17 protein-coding genes are annotated in these 18,509 nt (G+C 44.1%); 16 read left to right on the top strand and 1 reads right to left on the bottom strand.

Annotated elements, in window-relative coordinates; translation table 11 throughout:
* Nucleotides 1–16 precede the first annotated feature (16 nt).
* The 15 genes from bcd to AC0VX7_RS16345 all read left to right on the top strand — a co-directional run bounded on the left by bcd (nucleotide 17) and on the right by AC0VX7_RS16345 (nucleotide 17,684).
* Entirely contained in the window at nucleotides 17–1,111 is a 1,095-nt protein-coding gene (bcd, locus tag AC0VX7_RS16415; protein WP_041967922.1) for a branched-chain amino acid dehydrogenase, read from the top strand.
* Nucleotides 1,112–1,359: 248 nt separating this feature from the next.
* Nucleotides 1,360–2,445 carry a butyrate kinase gene (gene buk / locus AC0VX7_RS16410; protein ID WP_475425072.1) on the top strand — a complete coding sequence of 362 codons (1,086 nt, stop codon included), beginning with the start codon at nucleotides 1,360–1,362 and terminating at the stop codon, nucleotides 2,443–2,445.
* A 92-nt stretch (nucleotides 2,446–2,537) separates the two neighbouring features.
* On the top strand, nucleotides 2,538–3,959 hold the full coding sequence (gene lpdA, locus AC0VX7_RS16405; RefSeq protein WP_475425071.1) for a dihydrolipoyl dehydrogenase: 1,422 nt from the start codon (nucleotides 2,538–2,540) through the stop codon (nucleotides 3,957–3,959).
* A 70-nt stretch (nucleotides 3,960–4,029) separates the two neighbouring features.
* Nucleotides 4,030–5,025, top strand: coding sequence for a thiamine pyrophosphate-dependent dehydrogenase E1 component subunit alpha (locus AC0VX7_RS16400; RefSeq protein ID WP_214906955.1), 996 nt, complete (start codon nucleotides 4,030–4,032; stop codon nucleotides 5,023–5,025).
* Nucleotides 5,026–5,037: 12 nt separating this feature from the next.
* Nucleotides 5,038–6,021 carry an alpha-ketoacid dehydrogenase subunit beta gene (locus tag AC0VX7_RS16395; protein ID WP_214906953.1) on the top strand — a complete coding sequence of 328 codons (984 nt, stop codon included), beginning with the start codon at nucleotides 5,038–5,040 and terminating at the stop codon, nucleotides 6,019–6,021.
* A gap of 45 nt (nucleotides 6,022–6,066) precedes the next feature.
* Nucleotides 6,067–7,371 (top strand): dihydrolipoamide acetyltransferase family protein, encoded by a 1,305-nt coding sequence (locus AC0VX7_RS16390; RefSeq protein ID WP_475425070.1) that lies wholly within the window; start codon nucleotides 6,067–6,069, stop codon nucleotides 7,369–7,371.
* Between the two features lie 183 nt (nucleotides 7,372–7,554).
* Entirely contained in the window at nucleotides 7,555–9,510 is a 1,956-nt protein-coding gene (locus AC0VX7_RS16385; RefSeq protein WP_475425069.1) for a methylmalonyl-CoA mutase subunit beta, read from the top strand.
* A complete protein-coding gene (gene scpA, locus AC0VX7_RS16380) occupies nucleotides 9,497–11,677 on the top strand; it encodes a methylmalonyl-CoA mutase (protein ID WP_475425068.1) in 2,181 nt (726 codons plus the stop codon). The genes AC0VX7_RS16385 and scpA overlap by 14 nt, the downstream gene beginning before the upstream one ends.
* A complete protein-coding gene (gene meaB, locus AC0VX7_RS16375; RefSeq protein ID WP_475425067.1) occupies nucleotides 11,677–12,804 on the top strand; it encodes a methylmalonyl Co-A mutase-associated GTPase MeaB in 1,128 nt (375 codons plus the stop codon). The genes scpA and meaB overlap by 1 nt, the downstream gene beginning before the upstream one ends.
* Before the next feature lie 270 nt (nucleotides 12,805–13,074).
* Complete coding sequence (locus AC0VX7_RS16370; protein ID WP_475425066.1) at nucleotides 13,075–13,512, top strand: BrxA/BrxB family bacilliredoxin; 438 nt, start codon at nucleotides 13,075–13,077, stop codon at nucleotides 13,510–13,512.
* Nucleotides 13,513–13,729: 217 nt separating this feature from the next.
* Complete coding sequence (locus AC0VX7_RS16365; RefSeq protein WP_475425065.1) at nucleotides 13,730–14,521, top strand: transporter substrate-binding domain-containing protein; 792 nt, start codon at nucleotides 13,730–13,732, stop codon at nucleotides 14,519–14,521.
* A gap of 83 nt (nucleotides 14,522–14,604) precedes the next feature.
* Entirely contained in the window at nucleotides 14,605–15,264 is a 660-nt protein-coding gene (locus tag AC0VX7_RS16360; protein ID WP_475425064.1) for an amino acid ABC transporter permease, read from the top strand.
* A complete protein-coding gene (locus tag AC0VX7_RS16355) occupies nucleotides 15,257–15,979 on the top strand; it encodes an amino acid ABC transporter ATP-binding protein (RefSeq protein ID WP_475425063.1) in 723 nt (240 codons plus the stop codon). Before AC0VX7_RS16360 ends, AC0VX7_RS16355 begins: the two co-directional genes overlap by 8 nt.
* A 173-nt stretch (nucleotides 15,980–16,152) precedes the next feature.
* Nucleotides 16,153–17,142: an aromatic acid exporter family protein gene (locus AC0VX7_RS16350; protein WP_475425062.1), complete on the top strand. Its 990-nt coding sequence runs from the start codon at nucleotides 16,153–16,155 to the stop codon at nucleotides 17,140–17,142.
* Nucleotides 17,143–17,168: 26 nt separating this feature from the next.
* Entirely contained in the window at nucleotides 17,169–17,684 is a 516-nt protein-coding gene (locus tag AC0VX7_RS16345) for a L,D-transpeptidase (RefSeq protein WP_475425061.1), read from the top strand.
* Between the two features lie 48 nt (nucleotides 17,685–17,732).
* On the opposite strand, the gene prli42 is transcribed toward AC0VX7_RS16345, so the two are convergent.
* Entirely contained in the window at nucleotides 17,733–17,828 is a 96-nt protein-coding gene (prli42, locus tag AC0VX7_RS16340) for a stressosome-associated protein Prli42 (RefSeq protein WP_023627413.1), read from the bottom strand.
* 266 nt (nucleotides 17,829–18,094) lie between these two features.
* On the opposite strand from prli42, the gene mce reads away from it, so the two are divergent.
* The gene (gene mce / locus AC0VX7_RS16335; RefSeq protein WP_475425060.1) at nucleotides 18,095–18,508 is read left to right on the top strand and encodes a methylmalonyl-CoA epimerase; all 414 of its coding nucleotides are present in this window, start codon (nucleotides 18,095–18,097) and stop codon (nucleotides 18,506–18,508) included.
* Nucleotide 18,509: the final 1 nt, after the last annotated feature.

Below are 18,509 nucleotides of genomic sequence, written 5' to 3'. Positions count from 1 at the left end.
AGGGGAGGAATTAGAAATGGAAATTTTCAAGTATCTAGAACAGTACGATTATGAGCAGGTTGTATTTTGCCAGGATAAACAGTCAGGATTGAAAGCAATCATTGCAATTCATGATACAACTCTTGGACCAGCTTTGGGCGGAACTCGTATGTGGACTTATGCATCTGAAGAAGCGGCAATCGAGGATGCACTTCGCCTTGCTAAAGGTATGACATACAAGAATGCTGCTGCTGGCCTGAATCTTGGCGGCGGAAAGACAGTTATTATCGGCGACCCGCGCAAGGATAAGAATGAAGAAATGTTCCGTGCTTTCGGACGCTATATCCAGGGCTTGAATGGACGATATATCACTGCAGAAGATGTGGGTACTACTGTGGCAGATATGGACTTAATCCATGAGGAAACTGATTATGTAACTGGGATCTCACCAGCATTCGGTTCATCTGGAAATCCTTCCCCGGTAACGGCTTACGGCGTATACAGAGGGATGAAGGCAGCTGCTAAGGAAGCTTTTGGCACTGATTCTCTAGAAGGAAAAACAATCGCAGTTCAAGGTGTGGGCAATGTGGCATATAATCTTTGCCGTCACCTCCATGAAGAAGGCGCACAGCTGATCGTTACTGATATTAACAAGGAAGCAGTACAAAGAGCTGTTGAGGAATTCGGTGCTAAAGCGGTTGAGCCGGATGAAATCTACAGCGTAGACTGTGACATTTACGCACCATGTGCATTAGGTGCTGTAATCAACGACGAAACAATTCCTCAGATCAAAGCGAAGGTTATTGCCGGAGCAGCGAACAACCAGCTTAAGGATACAAAACATGGAGATATCATCCATGAAATGGGTATTGTGTACGCACCAGACTATGTCATCAATGCTGGCGGTGTAATCAATGTTGCTGATGAGCTTTACGGCTATAACGCTGAAAGAGCAATGAAAAAGGTTGAAACTATTTACAACAATATCGAAAAAGTAATTGAAATTGCTAAAAGGGATGGAATTCCTACTTATAAAGCGGCTGACCGTATGGCAGAAGAGCGGATTGAAAGAATGCGCAATTCCCGCAGCCAGTTCCTGCAAAACGGCCATCATATCCTTAGCCGCCGTTAATTTAGGCTCATATCGAGATAATTGTTGGTGTTAAACATGGTAAGAAATGTTTATCAAGGGTAGGGCAAAGCCTCGAAGTCAATAATAATGGGGTTGAGTTATACAAATTGCAACAATGAATACGAAAACAGCCTTTAAAAGGTTCCGCAGAGAGCGCTGAATATTTGTTTCGGCGCCTCTGCTGTTTCCTAAATGCTACTGACGTATTGCGGATTTTTGCATTCCGCGAGCAAATTGGAGGTTTAACTGTGCAACAAACAGAACATCGGATTCTAGTTATCAATCCAGGATCTACATCAACGAAAATTGGAGTATTTGACAATGAGGTTTCCGTTTTTGAAAAAACGATCCGTCATGATTCAGCTGTCATCAACTCCTATGAAACCATCATCGACCAATACGAATTCAGGAAGAATACGATACTTGAAACGCTTGATACTGAAGGGATCAACATTTCAAAATTGAGTGCTGTTTGTGGGCGCGGCGGGCTTTTACGGCCAATCGAAGGCGGAACATATGCAGTGAATAATAAGATGCTTGATGACCTGCGAGCAGGTTATTCAGGCCAGCATGCTTCAAATCTGGGAGGTATTCTAGCATATGAAATTGCATCAGGTTTGAATATCCCCTCCTTTATCGTCGACCCGGTCGTGGTCGATGAACTTGATCCGGTTGCGCGTGTATCGGGATTCTCGCTCATTGAACGAAAAAGCATTTTTCATGCATTGAACCAAAAGGCAGTCGCCCGCAGGGTTTCGAAAGAGTTGGGTAAAAAGTATGAAGAGCTGAACTTGATTATTACCCATCTTGGCGGCGGTATCACTGTTGGTGCCCATAAAATGGGAAGAGTTGTTGATGTGAATAACGGTCTGCATGGCGATGGCCCATTCAGTCCAGAACGTGCAGGTACTGTACCAGCGGGTGACCTAGTTCAGCTATGTTTTTCCGGTGATTATTTCCGCGAAGAAATAATGAAAAAACTAGTCGGCCAGGGCGGCCTTGTAGGATACCTTGGGACGAATGATGCAGTTAAGGTCGAAAAAATGATCAAGCAAGGAAATGCTAAGGCAAAGCTTATATACGAAGCGATGGCTTACCAGGTAGCAAAGGAAATCGGTTCAGCTAGTGCGGTCCTTGCTGGGAAAGTGGACGCGATTGTACTGACTGGCGGGCTTGCTTACGGCAAAGAGTTCGTCCAGGAAATCTCTGAACGAATTAATTGGATCGCGGACGTTATTGTCCATCCGGGGGAAAACGAACTGCAGGCTCTTGCTGAAGGCGCCCTCCGCATCCTGCGCGATGAAGAAAAAGTAAAAGAATATCCGGGCAGATAAGAATGGCTGTGCTAATAGGACCAGCCAGAGGCTGGTGCGGAATTCAGCAATCAAATAAATAATGTTAAACCATATATAGAGGAGGGATCCAGATGGCTCAAGAATATGATTTGGTCATTCTTGGAGGCGGTACAGGCGGATACGTAGCAGCAATCAAAGCTTCTCAGCTTGGCTTGAAAACTGCCATTGTTGAAAAAGGAAAGCTTGGCGGAACATGTCTGCATAAAGGCTGTATCCCAAGCAAGGCGTTGCTTCGCAGTGCTGAGGTATATGCTACCGCAAAGAAAAGCGAAGAATTTGGCGTGACGACAGGTGAAGTTGGCGTCAATTTTGTAAAGGTTCAGGAAAGAAAAGAAAAAATCGTCGAGCAGCTGCACCGCGGTGTACAGCACCTGATGAAACAAGGGAAAATCGATGTTTATGAAGGTCTGGGAAGAATCCTGGGTCCATCCATCTTCTCACCTATGCCAGGAACCATTTCTGTTGAAATGAACAATGGCGAGGAAAATGAAATGCTGATTCCTAAGAATGTCATCGTTGCAACAGGATCAAGACCAAGGACATTGCCTGGTCTTGAAGCAGATGGCCAATATGTGATGACGTCAGATGAAGCACTTGTGATGGAGGATCTTCCTAAGTCAATCATTATCGTCGGCGGTGGTGTAATTGGCATCGAATGGGCTTCCATGCTTGCTGACTTTGGATCTGCTGTCACTGTAATTGAGTATGCAGACCGTATTGTTCCAACCGAGGACAAGGAAGTTTCAAGAGAAATGCAGCGCGCAATGAAGAAAAAAGGCGTGAAGATCGTAACGAACGCAAAAGTCTTATCAGAGACCCTGCAAAAAGGCAATGGTGTCACGATCAGCGCAGAGGTTAAAGGCGAAACGAAAGAATTCACTGCTGAAAAATTGCTTGTCTCTGTTGGGCGCCAGGCAAATGTAGAAGGAATTGGCCTTGAGAATACAGAAATTCAGCTGGAAAGAGGTTTCATCAAGACAAACGAGTTTTTCCAGACAAAAGAATCTCACATCTATGCAATTGGCGATGTGATTGGCGGTTTACAGCTAGCGCACGTGGCATCACATGAAGGAATTGTCGCAGTTGAGCACATTGACAATCAAAATCCACATCCAATCGACTATACGCTCGTCTCAAAATGTATTTACAGCTCGCCAGAGGCGGCCAGCGTTGGACTGACTGAAGATGAAGCAAAAGAAAAAGGTCACGATGTGAAGATAGGCAAATTCTCCTTCAAGGCAATCGGAAAAGCGCTTGTATATGGTGAATCCGATGGTTTTGTGAAAATCGTAGCTGACAAGGAAACCAATGATATACTTGGTGTCCATATGATCGGCCCGCATGTCACGGATATGATTTCAGAAGCGGGACTTGCAAAGGTTTTAGATGCTACACCATGGGAAATTGCCCATACCATCCATCCTCACCCGACTTTGTCCGAGGCAATTGGTGAAGCTGCCCTGGCAGTGGATGGCAAAGCAATCCATTCTTAATTTCTATTTTATACACAAGAGCTCTTTTCCCTGGAAAAGAGCCTAGTACGAACAATTGGGAGGTATAAAGATGGCAGAAAATCGTCACGCTGCACTTGGCTTAAGTGATGAAAAGGTTTTGGAAATGTATGAAACAATGCTGTTGGCCCGCCGGCTGGATGAGCGGATGTGGCTATTGAACCGTGCCGGGAAAATTCCGTTTGTCATTTCCTGTCAGGGACAGGAAGCGGCACAGGTAGGAGCTGCTTTTGCTCTGGATCGTGAAAAGGATTATGTACTTCCATACTACCGTGACATGGGAGTGGTCTTAACTTTTGGCATGACTGCAAAAGACCTGATGCTTTCCGGTTTTGCCAAAGCGGAAGACCCGAACTCTGGTGGGCGCCAGATGCCTGGACACTTCGGTCAAAAGAAGAATAGGATTGTTACAGGTTCTTCACCAGTAACAACACAGGTACCTCATGCTGTTGGAATCGCTCTTGCAGGTAAAATGGAGAAGAAGGACTTAGTAACATTCGTTACGTTTGGAGAAGGTTCATCCAACCAGGGTGATTTTCATGAGGGTGCAAACTTTGCGGGAGTCCATAAGCTTCCTGTCATTTTCATGGTTGAGAACAATAAATATGCGATTTCCATTCCTTACGAGAGGCAAGTTGCAGCCGAGAAGGTTTCCGACCGTGCTATCGGTTATGGCATGCCAGGAGTCACTGTTGATGGAAATGATCCATTAGAAGTTTATAAAGTGGTCAAGGAAGCGGCTGAGCGAGGACGCCGTGGTGAAGGGCCGACTCTTGTCGAGGCTGTATCCTACCGCCTGACTCCACACTCATCAGATGATGACGACAGAAGCTACCGTGCGCCAGATGAAGTTGCACAGGCAAAAACGAAGGACCCTATCATTACCTTCGGCGCTTATTTGAAGGAAAATGGCATCATGAATGATGAAAGTGAAAAGGAAATCAACGATCGAATCATGAAGCTGGTTAATGAAGCAACTGATTATGCTGAAAATGCACCGTATGCGGAGCCTGAACATGCTCTGAAATACGTATATGCTGAAGAGTAAGGGGGAACGAAAATGGCGGTAATTTCTTATATAGATGCAGTGACATTGGCAATCAAAGAAGAGATGGAAAGAGATCCGAGAGTTTTTGTCCTCGGTGAAGATGTTGGAAAAAAAGGCGGGGTATTTAAAGCGACACAAGGTTTGTTTGAGAAGTTTGGAGAAGATCGCGTTATTGATGCTCCGCTTGCAGAATCAGCGATCGCAGGGGTTGGAATTGGTGCTGCAATGTACGGCATGCGTCCAATCGCCGAAATGCAATTCGCAGATTTCATAATGCCGGCTGTAAACCAGATCATTTCTGAGGCAGCAAGAATCCGTTACCGTTCAAACAATGACTGGAGCTGTCCGATGGTCATCCGCGCTCCTTATGGCGGCGGTGTACACGGTGCCCTTTATCATTCCCAGTCTGTTGAGGCTGTGTTTGCGAATCAGCCCGGCTTGAAAATTGTCATGCCTTCAACTCCTTATGATGTAAAAGGATTATTGAAAGCAGCAATCAGAGATGAAGATCCGGTGTTGTTCTTTGAGCACAAGCGTGCCTACCGATTGATCAAAGGCGAAGTTCCTGAAGATGATTATGTTCTTCCAATCGGCAAAGCTGACGTAAAGCGTGAAGGCGAGGATATCACCGTCATCACTTACGGTCTTGCGGTCCACTTTGCACTGCAGGCAGCTGAAAGGCTTGCAAAAGACGGAATTTCTGCTCATATCCTTGATCTTCGTACTGTCTATCCATTGGATAAGGAAGCAATTATCGAGGCTGCTTCTAAAACAGGTAAGGTCCTTCTTGTGACTGAAGACAACAAAGAAGGCAGCATCATGAGTGAGGTATCTGCAATCATCGCAGAACATTGCCTGTTTGAATTGGACGCACCAATCAAGAGACTGGCAGGACCGGATGTGCCAGCAATGCCTTATGCTCCAACAATGGAGAAATATTTCATGATCAATCCTGATAAAGTTGAAAAAGCAATGAGAGAACTTGCCGAATTTTAACATAGTCACATTGGATATAGAATGATGGAGAAGGAGGGTCAATCTGTGGCAATCGAACAAATCAAAATGCCTCAATTAGGTGAGAGTGTAACTGAGGGGACAATCAGCAAGTGGCTGGTTTCCGTTGGGGACAAAGTAAATAAGTATGATCCACTCGCAGAAGTCATGACCGACAAAGTAAATGCTGAAGTACCATCTTCATTTTCGGGTACAATCAAAGAATTGATTGCAGGTGAAGGGGATACATTGGCAGTTGGGGAAATTATCTGCACAATTGAAATCGAAGGCGGAGCTTCTGAAGAAGCACCAGCAGCTGATGCAGCTTCTTCATCTCCATCAAATGCAAGTGCAAGTGCAACTCCAGCACAAGCACCTTCAGCGGATGAAGGCAGCAAGGCTAGATATTCACCTGCAGTATTGAAGCTGGCTCAGGAAAATAATATCGACTTAACCCTGGTCAAGGGAAGTGGAGCTGGCGGAAGGATTACACGTAAGGATCTTAAGCAAATGATTGAATCCGGTAATATTCCTCAAGCTTCTTCACAGACCGAAGCACCTAAAGAATCAGCGCAGGTTCAATCTGCACCTGCACAGCCTGCAGCACAAACAAAGCCAGCAGCACCTGCTCCGTCTGTCCCAGTTGCTGCTGGTGACATTGAAATCCCAGTGACTGGCGTTCGCAAAGCGATTGCCGCGAACATGCTGCGCAGCAAGCATGAGGCTCCGCACGCATGGACGATGGTAGAGGTGGATGTTACGAGTCTTGTAGAGTACAGGAATGGACTAAAGGATGATTTCAAGAAAAAAGAAGGTTTCAATCTTACTTTCTTTGCTTTCTTCGTGAAGGCAGTTGCCCAGGCATTGAAGGAATTCCCGCAAATCAATTCCATGTGGGCTGGCGATAAGATCATCCAGAAAAAAGATATCAATATTTCCATAGCAGTCGCGACTGATGATGCACTTTTCGTACCTGTCATCAAGAATGCAGATGAAAAAACAATCAAAGGCATTGGCCGTGAAATCAATGAACTTGCTCAAAAGGTGCGCACAGGCAAGCTTCGCTCCGAGGAGATGCAGGGCGGAACCTTCACTGTCAACAACACAGGTTCTTTCGGTTCCGTTCAATCAATGGGAATCATCAATTACCCACAGGCAGCGATTCTCCAGGTAGAATCGATCGTTAAGCGCCCTGTAGTGATGAACAACGGCATGATCGCTGTTCGTGATATGGTGAACCTCTGTCTTTCTCTTGATCACCGTGTACTGGATGGCCTGGTTTGTGGCCGTTTCCTTGCAAGGGTTAAAGAGATCCTTGAGAATACGTCAAAAGAGACAACATCTATTTATTAATAACTGTAAAACGTCCAGAAAATCTCTGGGCGTTTTCGTTTTTAATCTGCCATCTTATGAAAACGTCCTTCGTTGCTAGAAAAGGAATCGTATACTAAAATATAGAAGAGTATAAAAATTAGAATTTTACTACAATTTTTGGTGAAGGGGGGAAAGCTGTCTGAACTATGGACAGTAAGGTTTATGACGATTGAAAATATGAAAGCTACCTCGTTCAAAGATGCAACTTTTGAAGGTTGGCAGGAAAAAGCTGCTGCTTCTTTAAAAGGCAAGCCAATTGATTCACTTTATACGAATACATATGAGGATATAACGCTTAAACCACTTTATACAAAAGGGGATCTTCCAGATGGACTGGCCGGAGAACTGCCTGGTCAGCCGGATTATAGAAGAGGCATCCATTCTCTTGGATATCAGTCGGAGTCCTGGCATATAGCAAACCGCGTCTTTTACTGCAATGTTGAAGAGCTGAAAGGGAAACTCGATAACGCACTGTCAAAGGGACAAACAGCCATTTCCTTTGATGTAAAGCCGGAGTTATTTTCGGATAATCGTGCATTGGTGTCTTTCATCTCTTCCTATAAAAATAAGTATCCATTAAGCTTGGACGCTGGATTGCTCCAGACACCATTGCTCGCAGCTTTGGCAATCGCCAAAAAGGAAGCGGGCGGCGCTGAAGAACTATCAGGTTTTGCTGCAGCAGATCCTGTTGCGGAAGCAAGTTTGATTGGTGGACTCCCAATGGAGGAAAATGAATTTTTTACAGAATGGTCAAAGGTACTTGAAGAGGCAGCACAGCAATTACCAGAAGTAAAGACAGTACTGGTCAATACCGTCCCATACCATAACAGCGGCGCTAATGCAGTGAAGGAATTGGCTATTGCTGTTTCTACCGGAGTTTATCTTCTCCAAAAGTTGCTTGACAACGGATGGGAATTAAAGAAAGCGTTATCAAAGATCGTATTCCATTTTGCGATTGGATCAAACTTCTTCATGGAAACGGCCAAGCTTAGAGCTGCCAGGCTTTTGTGGAGTAGAACTGCAGAAGCTTTCGGCGCAGAAAAGGAAGACCGGAAAATGGTCCTATCCGCTGAAACCTCAAAGTTCACAAAAACGATTTTTGATCCATATGTGAATATGCTCAGAGCCGGAAACGAGGCATTTGCTGCCGTTTTAGGTGGAATTCAGTACCTTCATACGGGAAGCTTTGACGAGCCAGCAGGATCTGCGAATCTTTTTTCCGAAAGGGTTGCTCGAAATACGCAACTGGTGCTTAAATCTGAAGCGCATCTTGAAAAAGTAGCCGACCCTGCAGGAGGTTCCTGGTATGTCGAGTCATTGACAAAGGAACTGGCAGAGAAAGCCTGGGAGCTATTCCTCGAGGTGGATCGCAAGGGCGGGATTTATGAAGTGCTGAAATCAGGCTGGCTTCAGGAGCAGATTGCGCAGACTGCTGAAAATCGCGAACAAGAGATTGCTACACGTAAAAAGAGCATGATAGGAACAAACGTTTATGCAAACCTATCGGATGATATCAGTGAACCTGTTATCCAAGAGATACAAAGAGATTATATGATCGACTCCCTTGATGCCGTCATAGGTAAAATTGCGTCTGAGAGCTCTCTCAAAGATAATTTTAAAGAGGTGAAACCAAGCTTTACACCGTTAAAATTAAAAAGATTAGCTGAGCCTTATGAAGAAATGAGGTTCAAAGCTATGAAACTTGAGAAAAAGGGTGTGGACCCTATTGTCGGCCTAATTTGCCTGGGGGAGCTGAAGAAGCATAAGGCAAGAGCAGATTTCATATCCGGCTTGTTGTCAGCGGGTGGGATTCATGCTGAAAGAAGCGGCGAGTTGGACACCATTTCAGCAGCGATTCAGTTTATTAACTCGTCGAAAGCACGTCAGTTTGTTATTTGCGGCGATCAGTCTGCCTACAATTCTTTTGGGCCAGAGCTGGCGCAGGAGATTACAAGGGAGCACAATTTCAAGCTTTACCTGGCAGGTTTCCCAGACGAGAAACAAAGCGAATGGAAAACTTCCGGAATTATTGAGTTCCTGCATGTAAGAAGCAATGCAATACAGACTCTAACAGCTATGCTTCAGGAAATGGAGGTTGGCGCAAATGCAAAAGCCTGACTTTACAAAAGTACGTTTGTTTGCTGAGGAAAAGGAAGTCAGCAAGGAAAAAGTGGATCACGATATTCAGCAAAACATCGATGATCTGTTATTTGAAACGAATGAGCAAATCAAAGTTAAACCAGTGTACACAAAAGAAGATGTAACCGCTTCGGAACATATGGAAGGAATGCCTGGCCTCCCTCCTTTTACAAGGGGACCGTATCCAGCGATGTATGTGAACAGGCCTTGGACGGTAAGGCAATATGCAGGGTTTTCTACTGCGGAAGAAAGCAACGCATTCTACAGGCGAAATCTTGCAATGGGGCAAAAAGGTTTGTCTGTTGCCTTTGACCTGGCAACACACCGGGGCTATGATTCCGATCATCCTCGCGTCGAGGGAGACGTCGGGAAAGCAGGAGTTGCAATTGATTCTATTTTAGATATGAAAATTTTATTCGACGGGATCCCGCTCGACCAAATGTCTGTATCCATGACAATGAATGGTGCTGTCCTGCCGATCATGGCTTTTTTCATCGTGACGGCTGAGGAACAGGGTGTGACACAGGATCAATTATCGGGGACGATTCAAAATGACATCCTGAAGGAGTATATGGTCAGGAATACGTACATTTACCCGCCGGAAATGTCGATGAAAATCATTGCCGATATTTTTGAGTACACTTCCAAATATATGCCAAAATTCAACTCCATCAGTATATCAGGCTATCATATGCAGGAAGCTGGTGCACCCGCGGATATCGAATTGGCGTACACGCTCGCGGATGGTCTTGAATATGTGAGAACCGGCCTAAAGGCTGGCATCGATATTGATTCATTCGCACCACGCTTAAGCTTCTTCTGGGCGATCGGCATGAACTATTTCATGGAAGTAGCCAAAATGAGGGCTGCCCGCTTTATCTGGGCAAAAATGATTAAAACATTCAATCCGAAAAATGAAAAGTCGATGGCCTTGAGGACTCATTCGCAAACCTCAGGTTGGAGTCTTACTGAGCAGGATCCATACAATAATGTCATCCGCACATTAATTGAAGCACATGCAGCAGCCATGGGACATACCCAATCATTGCACACGAATGCACTTGATGAAGCGATTGCGCTGCCAACTGATTTTTCAGCGCGCATCGCCCGTAATACACAACTATTTCTTCAGGAAGAAACCGGGATTACAAAGGTAATCGATCCGTGGGCAGGGAGTTACTATGTTGAAAGCCTGACCAATTCACTCATCGAGCGTGCCTGGGAGCATATCGAAGAAATTGAAGGTCTTGGCGGGATGGCGAAAGCAATTGAAACCGGTCTTCCAAAAATGCGCATCGAAGAAGCTGCGGCAAGGAGACAGGCTCAGATTGACTCTGGAAAAGAAACGATCATCGGCGTGAATAAATATAAGCTGGATCAGGAAGATCCTCTGGAAATCCTCGATATTGATAATACAGCCGTTCGTGCGAAACAGCTTGAAAGGTTAAAGCAGCTGAAAGAAAAGCGTGATGATGAAAAAGCTGAAGAAGCTTTAAATGATTTAGCCAGGGTGGCAGAAACAGGCGAAGGCAACCTTCTGGAATATGCAGTTAGGGCCGCTCGCGCAAGGGCGACACTTGGGGAAATTTCAGATGCAATCGAAAAAGCGGCTGGAAGGCACAAAGCGGTCATCCGGTCAGTCAGCGGAGTATACAGCACAGCCTTCACAAATGGTGAGGAAATTGCCGAAGTCCAACAAATGACACAGGAGTTTCTTGAAAATGAAGGACGCAGGCCGCGCATCATGATTGCGAAAATGGGACAGGATGGACATGACCGCGGAGCAAAGGTCATTTCAACCGCTTTCGCTGATTTAGGATTTGATGTGGATATTGGTCCACTTTTCCAAACGCCTGAAGAAACAGCGATTCAGGCAGTTGAAAATGATGTCCATGCCATCGGGATCAGCTCTTTGGCAGCAGGGCATAAAACATTGCTGCCACAGCTAGTGAAAGAGCTGAAAAAATTAGGTCGCGAAGATATTGTCGTGATTGTCGGCGGGGTCATCCCGGCTCAGGATTATCAATTCTTGTATGATAATGGAGCAAGTGCGATTTTTGGGCCTGGAACGGTCATTCCTGTTGCGGCACAGAAGGTTTTACGGACTATTTATGAGCGTCTGGGCTATGAGGAAGTGTCTAGCTAATGGCTGATGAGAAAAAGCCGGAATGGTTCGATCCCGAAAAGGCTGATTCGTTTTCAAGTGTAGTGAAGCCTGGAGTGTCGAGCGGAAATGCCGAAAAGCCGGCTGCAAAAGCCGGGCGTTTCGTTAAAAAAAAGAATTTACGCAAACTGGATCCAGCTTCGCTTGCTAAAGACATCAAAGCAGGGGACAGGACAGCGCTGGCAAAAGGAATCACATTGATTGAAAGCAATGCGGAGCATGACTTTCAATCGGCCCAATCCCTTTTACAGCGGCTTTTGACTGACTCTGGGCACTCCATCAGAATTGGCATCACTGGTGTGCCGGGAGCTGGCAAGAGTACTTTTATCGAGAGCTTTGGCACCTATTTATGTGACCTGGGTCATAAGGTTGCAGTTCTGGCGGTGGACCCTACCTCCAGCTTGACTGGAGGCAGTATTCTTGGCGATAAGACGAGGATGGAAAAGCTTGCGCGTAATCCGAGGGCATTCATCCGTCCATCACCTTCTGGAGGAAAACTTGGCGGTGTCCACCGTAAAACACGCGAAACGATGCTATTATGTGAAGCAGCAGGGTTCGATGTCATCCTGGTTGAAACGGTTGGTGTTGGGCAGAGTGAGGTCATCGTCAGGGATATGGTCGATTTCTTCATGCTCCTTGTCCTGACAGGTGCTGGCGATGAACTTCAGGGGATGAAGAAAGGAATCATGGAGCTTGCAGATGCGGTCATAGTGAATAAGGCAGATGGTCCAAATGAGCAAACAGCCAAAAAGACCAAAGAAGAGTACAATCGGATCCTCCATTTTCTGCAGCCTGCAACAAAAGGCTGGCAGACGGCTGCCATGACAAGTTCAGCATTACAGAACAAAGGAATTGATGAAATCTGGAATACTATTTCTGACTTTGAAAGTTTTACGAAACAAAGTGGAATCTTTTCTGAGAGAAGGAGATTTCAGACAAAAGAGTGGCTGAATGATATGATCATCGATCAGCTTCAGGCAAATTTCTTTCATCACGCAGCAATAAAGAACCTGCTTCCTAAGGTGGAAAATGAAGTCATTTCGGGAAACAAGCCAGTAGCTTCAGGTGTCGAGGAGTTATTTAGAGCTTTTTTTGGAGATAAAAATTAAGCTGTCCGGCAATGGACAGCTTTTCTTCATTCCTATTCTAAGGTCCTTTTGGAATCTTCCAGATGTGTTCCTGAACTGGAAAACTCTACAAAAAAAGCGGACAACGGAATGTTCCGTTGTCCTTCATCTAGGGAGTTTAGGGGTATGGATCTAGCTGTATTGTTACCTTTCCCGAAATTCATAAGAGTTAAACATACTTTGAAAAATTTATTTTAATTGGTATCATATATTTATGTACTAGTTACTATACAGCAGAGGAGAGATGTATCGATGAGCATGGATTTCAATTTTTTCATGAATGATGTAGTCCGTCAGGCTCGCCAGGAAATTGGGGCAGCTGGATATACAGAATTAACAACGAGTGAGGAAGTAGAGCAAGCATTGGCTAAAGAAGGCACAACACTTGTTATGGTAAACTCAGTTTGCGGTTGCGCCGGAGGTATTGCCCGTCCTGCAGCAGCACATGCTGTTCACTATGATAAGCGTCCAGATCATCTTGTGACGGTTTTCGCCGGCCAGGATAAGGAAGCGACAGAAAAAGCACGAAGCTATTTCACTGGCTATCCGCCATCATCCCCATCTTTCGCATTGCTGAAGGACGGGAAACTTTGCACAATGGTCGAACGCCATGAAATCGAAGGGCACGATCCTATGCAAGTCGTAAACAAACTGCAAAATGCATTCGAAGAATATTGCGAAGAATTGTAAGTACTGAAGAATCCTGGTTTGCCGGGGTTCTTTTTTTATGGGAAAAATTCAGGTTATTTATATTTAAAAATATTATTGCATATTTATTAATATGTGTTAAAATACAATTTAGTTAATAAATATTAGTTAATATACAGATATTCAATAGGTTTATAGCTAATATATTAATAATGTTGTATAAAACTACAGAATGGACATTATAGGGGGAAAACAACAAATGAAAAAGGCAATTTCAGTTTTAATGATGGGCATTTTATTAATGGGAGTTCTCGCTGCATGTGGGACAAGCACTGAAAAAACCTCAGGCGCCGGCGGAGAGGAAAAGAAAGTTCTTAAGATGGGTACTTCAGCTGATTATCCGCCATTTGAATACGTAGAAACAGCTACAAGTGATGAAATCATTGGTTTTGACGTAGACTTAGCAAATCTGATTGCAAATGAATTAGGCTATGAAGTAGAAATCAAGGATATGGATTTTAGCGGACTTATTGGTGCACTTCAGGCTGAGCGCGTTGACTTTGTCATGGCAGGCATGACTCCAACGCCTGAGCGTAAAGAGAACGTTGACTTCACCGATGTTTACTATACTGCGAATCATATGATTGTTTCGGCAAAAGACAGCAACATTAAATCAATCGAAGATCTAAATGGAAAGACTATTGGTGTCCAGCTTTCTTCTATTCAGGAAGAAGAAGCTGAAAAAATCGCTGAAACAATGGAAATCAAGATTGAGAAACGTACAAGAATTCCTGAACTGGTTCAGGAAATCAAAGCTGGACGTATTGATGCAGCAATTATCGAAGATACAGTAGCTGAGGGATATTTCAAGAATAATGCTGATCTTGCTGGCTTTACGATTGAAGAAGGAAACGAAGAAGAAGCTGGTTCAGCGATCGCCTTTCCTAAAGGAAGCAAGTTGACGGAAGAGTTTAACAAGGTTCTTAAAGAAAAAATGGAAAATGGAGAAGTAGATAAGTTGATTGTTAAGTGGTTTGGCGGAGAAAAGTAAGGTGTAAAACAGGCGTTCAGAATGCTTATGTCTTCTGGGCGCCTTTCTCCTTCATGAAATAGATAGAGAGGGCTGTTAAGACTATGAATCTTGATTTTACCGCCATCCTTCCTTCATTGCCATATATACTGAAGGGAATCGGCGTCACTTTGAAAATAGTACTTGTAGCAGGGCTGTTAGGCTTTGCATTCGGAATTGTTCTGGCAATCTTCAAAATCAGTAAATCCAAAGCACTTAATTGGTTTGCGGATGCCTATACATCGATTTTCCGTGGAACCCCGTTAATCCTCCAATTGATGATCATCTATTATGGGCTGCCGCAGCTTATTGGATTCGAGATTGCTTCGTATACAGCTGCTGTAGCATCATTCTCTTTAAACTCGGCAGCCTATATTTCAGAAATCATCAGGGCAGGAATTTTAGCTGTCGATAAAGGGCAAAAAGAAGCGGCAATGGCACTGGGCGTTCCTGGAGAGAGAATGATGCGTGACATCATCTTGCCTCAGGCGATGAAAAACATCCTGCCGGCATTGATGAATGAATTTATTACACTTACAAAGGAATCGGCGATTGTGACCGTCATTGCGGTGGATGATATTATGCGCAGGTCATATATTGTCGGCGGAGATCAATACAGGTTTTTTGAACCGCTGATTTTTGCTGGACTCATTTATTACGTATTGGTCATCTCCTTGACAATGATTGGCAAGGTAGTGGAAAGGAGATTGAGACAAAGTGATTAAAGTACACGGCCTACACAAATCTTTTGGCAAGCTTGAGGTGCTAAAAGGCATATCTACTACTATAGAATCTGGTGAGGTAGTTGCCATCATCGGCCCATCCGGTTCAGGGAAATCGACTTTCCTCCGCTGTTTGAATCTACTTGAGCAGCCAACAAGCGGGCGAGTCTTGATTGATGAGGATGAGATTACTGATAAGAAAACCAATATCATGAAAGTACGTGAAAATGTCGGGATGGTGTTCCAGCACTTTCACCTCTTTCCGCATATGACCGTATTGCAAAACATCACATACGCGCCAATCAAGGTTAAAGGATTGTCGAAGGCAGAAGCTGAAAGCCACGGAATAGAGCTTCTTAAAAAGGTCGGTCTTTCCGAAAAAGCACATGAATATCCAAACAGACTGTCAGGCGGTCAAAAACAGCGTGTAGCAATTGCCAGAGCGCTTGCGATGGACCCGGAAGTCATGCTATTTGATGAGCCAACCTCCGCCCTTGATCCTGAAATGGTCAAAGAAGTTCTTGAAGTAATGAAGTCGCTGGCACATACAGGCATGACGATGGCCATCGTTACCCACGAAATGGGTTTTGCCCGTGAAGTTGCGGATCGCGTGCTGTTCCTTGACGGAGGAGTACTTGTTGAAGATGCTCCTCCAGCAGAGTTCTTCAGCAGCCCAAAAAGCAGCAGGGCAAAAGAGTTCTTAGAAAAAATGTTATAAGACACACGCGCAGCTTTTATAAAGCATGACGTATCTGATAAACTAATGGGTGATCATATCTTGAAGGTATGATCATCTTTTTATTTGTTTGCGAATCGTCTAAATGGATAGATTCAAAAGTGTCTCGCTGTAGATATGCTGGGATATAAAGTTTTTTGATAGGAGAATAGAATGTGAAATTCAGAATTGGTTATCGGACGTTGAAAACAGCGCTGGGGACGGCGATTTCAATCATCATTGCCCAGTACCTTGGCTTTGAAAATTATGTGTCTGCGGGTATCTTGACGATTCTTTGTATCCAGGTGACAAAGAAACGCTCACTGCAGGCTTCATGGCATCGGTTCCTGGCCTGTATAATAGCGATGGCCTTCTCGGCGGTATTTTTTGAGGGGATTGCTTACCATCCGATTGTCATCGGACTGTTATTGTTATTTTTCATTCCGACCGTTGTCATGTTTAAGGCAAAGGAAGGCGTGGTTTCTAGCAGTGTCATCATCATGCATATCTACTCTGCTGAAAAGTTTACTGGAGAACTTTTATTGAACGAGCTGGGGATCATTACGATTGGGATTGGTGTCGCATTGATCATGAATTTGTATATGCCTAGTGTCGATAATAAGCTGGAAGAGTACCAGAGAGGAATTGAAGCTCATTTTAAAAAGATTTTCAGTGAAATCGCCCTATACCTTAAAAATCAGAATTCTAGCTGGGATGGCCGGGAGCTGACCGAAACTGCAAGGCTGATTGAGAAGGCAAAGGCACTTGCCATCCAGGATGTAGAAAATCATTTTTTAAGAGATGAAAATTTATATTATCAATATTTTAAAATCAGGGAAAAGCAATTTGAAATCATTGAAAGAGTTCTTCCTTCCATCACTTCTATTCCAAAGCATGTGGAACAGGCTAATATTGTCGCTGAGTTTATCGAGTCGCTGTCGAAAGGGATTCATCCTGGTAATACCGTTCTTATTTACCTGGAAAAATTAATGAGGATGAAAACGGAGTTTGAGAATATGGAGCTTCCTAAAACAAGGGAAGAGTTCGAAGCGAGGGCCGCACTGCTTCATTTTGTTAATGAAATGGAACAATTCCTTTTGTTGAAACGGTCATTTAAAGGATTGAAGACAAGGGAGGATAAAAGTGAAGCTGCCGTGACAAACTAGCGGAAATAGACCACGGAGGGATTAACATGCCAGTGTTTATTTCTATGCTTCTAGCAGCGTTCATTTTTTCGCCTATTTGGCCGCTGGGAACCAACCCGCTGCCTGGAGATCCATTTGTGATTGTGAATAAACAGACGAATGAGGTAGCACTGATCAATGAGAACAGAGTCCAGACGGTAGTCAGCGCAGCAACTGGTAAATCAGAGGAGCTGACACCCGAAGGTTTATTTACCGTCACTGTCAAAGCTCCTGACCCATATTACCGTAAAAAGGATATTCCGGGCGGTGACCCCAACAATCCTCTTGGCAGCAGGTGGATAGGATTCGACGCCGAGGATACGGATGGCCGTACATACGGAATCCATGGCACAAATGACCCCTCGAGCATCGGAAAAAAAATATCCCAGGGCTGCGTCCGCCTTCAAAATGAGGCGGTCGAATCATTGTACGATTACATACCATTAGGAACAAAAATCCTGGTTACTTCTACTTCTAAAGACTTTACAGAGCTAGGCAAAGAATATGGAGCAATCAGGAAATAAAAAAGGGCTGTCAATTAAATTGACAGCCCTTTGATTATTTTATAGTTATTATAGGAAAGTTGATAATCCCATAAGAAGGGTTGAAGCAAGCATAGTAAAAAGCATGATGTATACTACGACCTTCCTGATATTTGGCTTACGCATAAAAGAAATCCCCCTTCCAAAGCTTACGCTATCTATCACTATTATTTTACAACCACTTCATGAATTCAACAACCCTTTTAAGAGATTCATTTTTGACAATAATCCACGATTAATATGTTAGTGTAGTATAAAACTGACTCTGGTTATTATGTCAATCCATATATCGAAATCAATCCTAAATCTACATTGAATAAGAAGGAATTGTGACATTTTTGTCGAATATTAAAACAGTTAAATATATTTAAATAATATTTGGAGGGAATTACATGATTAAAAAGGTCGACCATATCGGCATTGCTGTCAAATCTATTGAGCATGCCCTCCCATTTTATACAGATGTGCTGAAACTGCCACTGCTTGGTATAGAGGAAGTGGAAAGCGAGAAGGTCAAAGTGGCCTTCATTAAAGCCGGAGAAACAAAGCTAGAGCTGCTGGAACCTTTATCTGATGAAAGCGCTATCGCATCCTTTATTAAAAAGCGTGGGGAAGGAATTCACCATGTCGCGCTCGGCGTAGAGTCAATCCAGGAAAGAATCAATGATATGAAGGAAAATGGCATCAAAATGATACAGGATGTTCCTAAGAAAGGTGCCGGGGGAGCGCTTGTCGCATTCATGCATCCGAAATCGACAGGAAGCGTTCTTTACGAACTTTGCGAGAAAAACGGGGAGGCTGAATAGA

The organism is Mesobacillus sp. QJM3NY_10 (genome assembly GCF_056173465.1).
Note: the sequence above shows the minus strand (reverse complement) of the source record. Positions and strands in the feature narration are given on the sequence as shown.

What these genes read in the sequence shown, in the direction of transcription:
- meaB (WP_475425067.1), top strand. Translation starts at nt 11,677, where the DNA reads ATGGCTGATGAGAAAAAGCCGGAATGGTTCGATCCCGAAAAGGCTGAT.
- AC0VX7_RS16385 (WP_475425069.1), top strand. Translation starts at nt 7,555, where the DNA reads ATGACGATTGAAAATATGAAAGCTACCTCGTTCAAAGATGCAACTTTT.
- lpdA (WP_475425071.1), top strand. Translation starts at nt 2,538, where the DNA reads ATGGCTCAAGAATATGATTTGGTCATTCTTGGAGGCGGTACAGGCGGA.
- prli42 (WP_023627413.1), bottom strand. Translation starts at nt 17,828, where the DNA reads ATGCGTAAGCCAAATATCAGGAAGGTCGTAGTATACATCATGCTTTTT.
- scpA (WP_475425068.1), top strand. Translation starts at nt 9,497, where the DNA reads ATGCAAAAGCCTGACTTTACAAAAGTACGTTTGTTTGCTGAGGAAAAG.
- bcd (WP_041967922.1), top strand. Translation starts at nt 17, where the DNA reads ATGGAAATTTTCAAGTATCTAGAACAGTACGATTATGAGCAGGTTGTA.
- AC0VX7_RS16365 (WP_475425065.1), top strand. Translation starts at nt 13,730, where the DNA reads ATGAAAAAGGCAATTTCAGTTTTAATGATGGGCATTTTATTAATGGGA.
- AC0VX7_RS16370 (WP_475425066.1), top strand. Translation starts at nt 13,075, where the DNA reads ATGAGCATGGATTTCAATTTTTTCATGAATGATGTAGTCCGTCAGGCT.
- AC0VX7_RS16400 (WP_214906955.1), top strand. Translation starts at nt 4,030, where the DNA reads ATGGCAGAAAATCGTCACGCTGCACTTGGCTTAAGTGATGAAAAGGTT.
- mce (WP_475425060.1), top strand. Translation starts at nt 18,095, where the DNA reads ATGATTAAAAAGGTCGACCATATCGGCATTGCTGTCAAATCTATTGAG.
- AC0VX7_RS16395 (WP_214906953.1), top strand. Translation starts at nt 5,038, where the DNA reads ATGGCGGTAATTTCTTATATAGATGCAGTGACATTGGCAATCAAAGAA.
- AC0VX7_RS16360 (WP_475425064.1), top strand. Translation starts at nt 14,605, where the DNA reads ATGAATCTTGATTTTACCGCCATCCTTCCTTCATTGCCATATATACTG.
- AC0VX7_RS16345 (WP_475425061.1), top strand. Translation starts at nt 17,169, where the DNA reads ATGCCAGTGTTTATTTCTATGCTTCTAGCAGCGTTCATTTTTTCGCCT.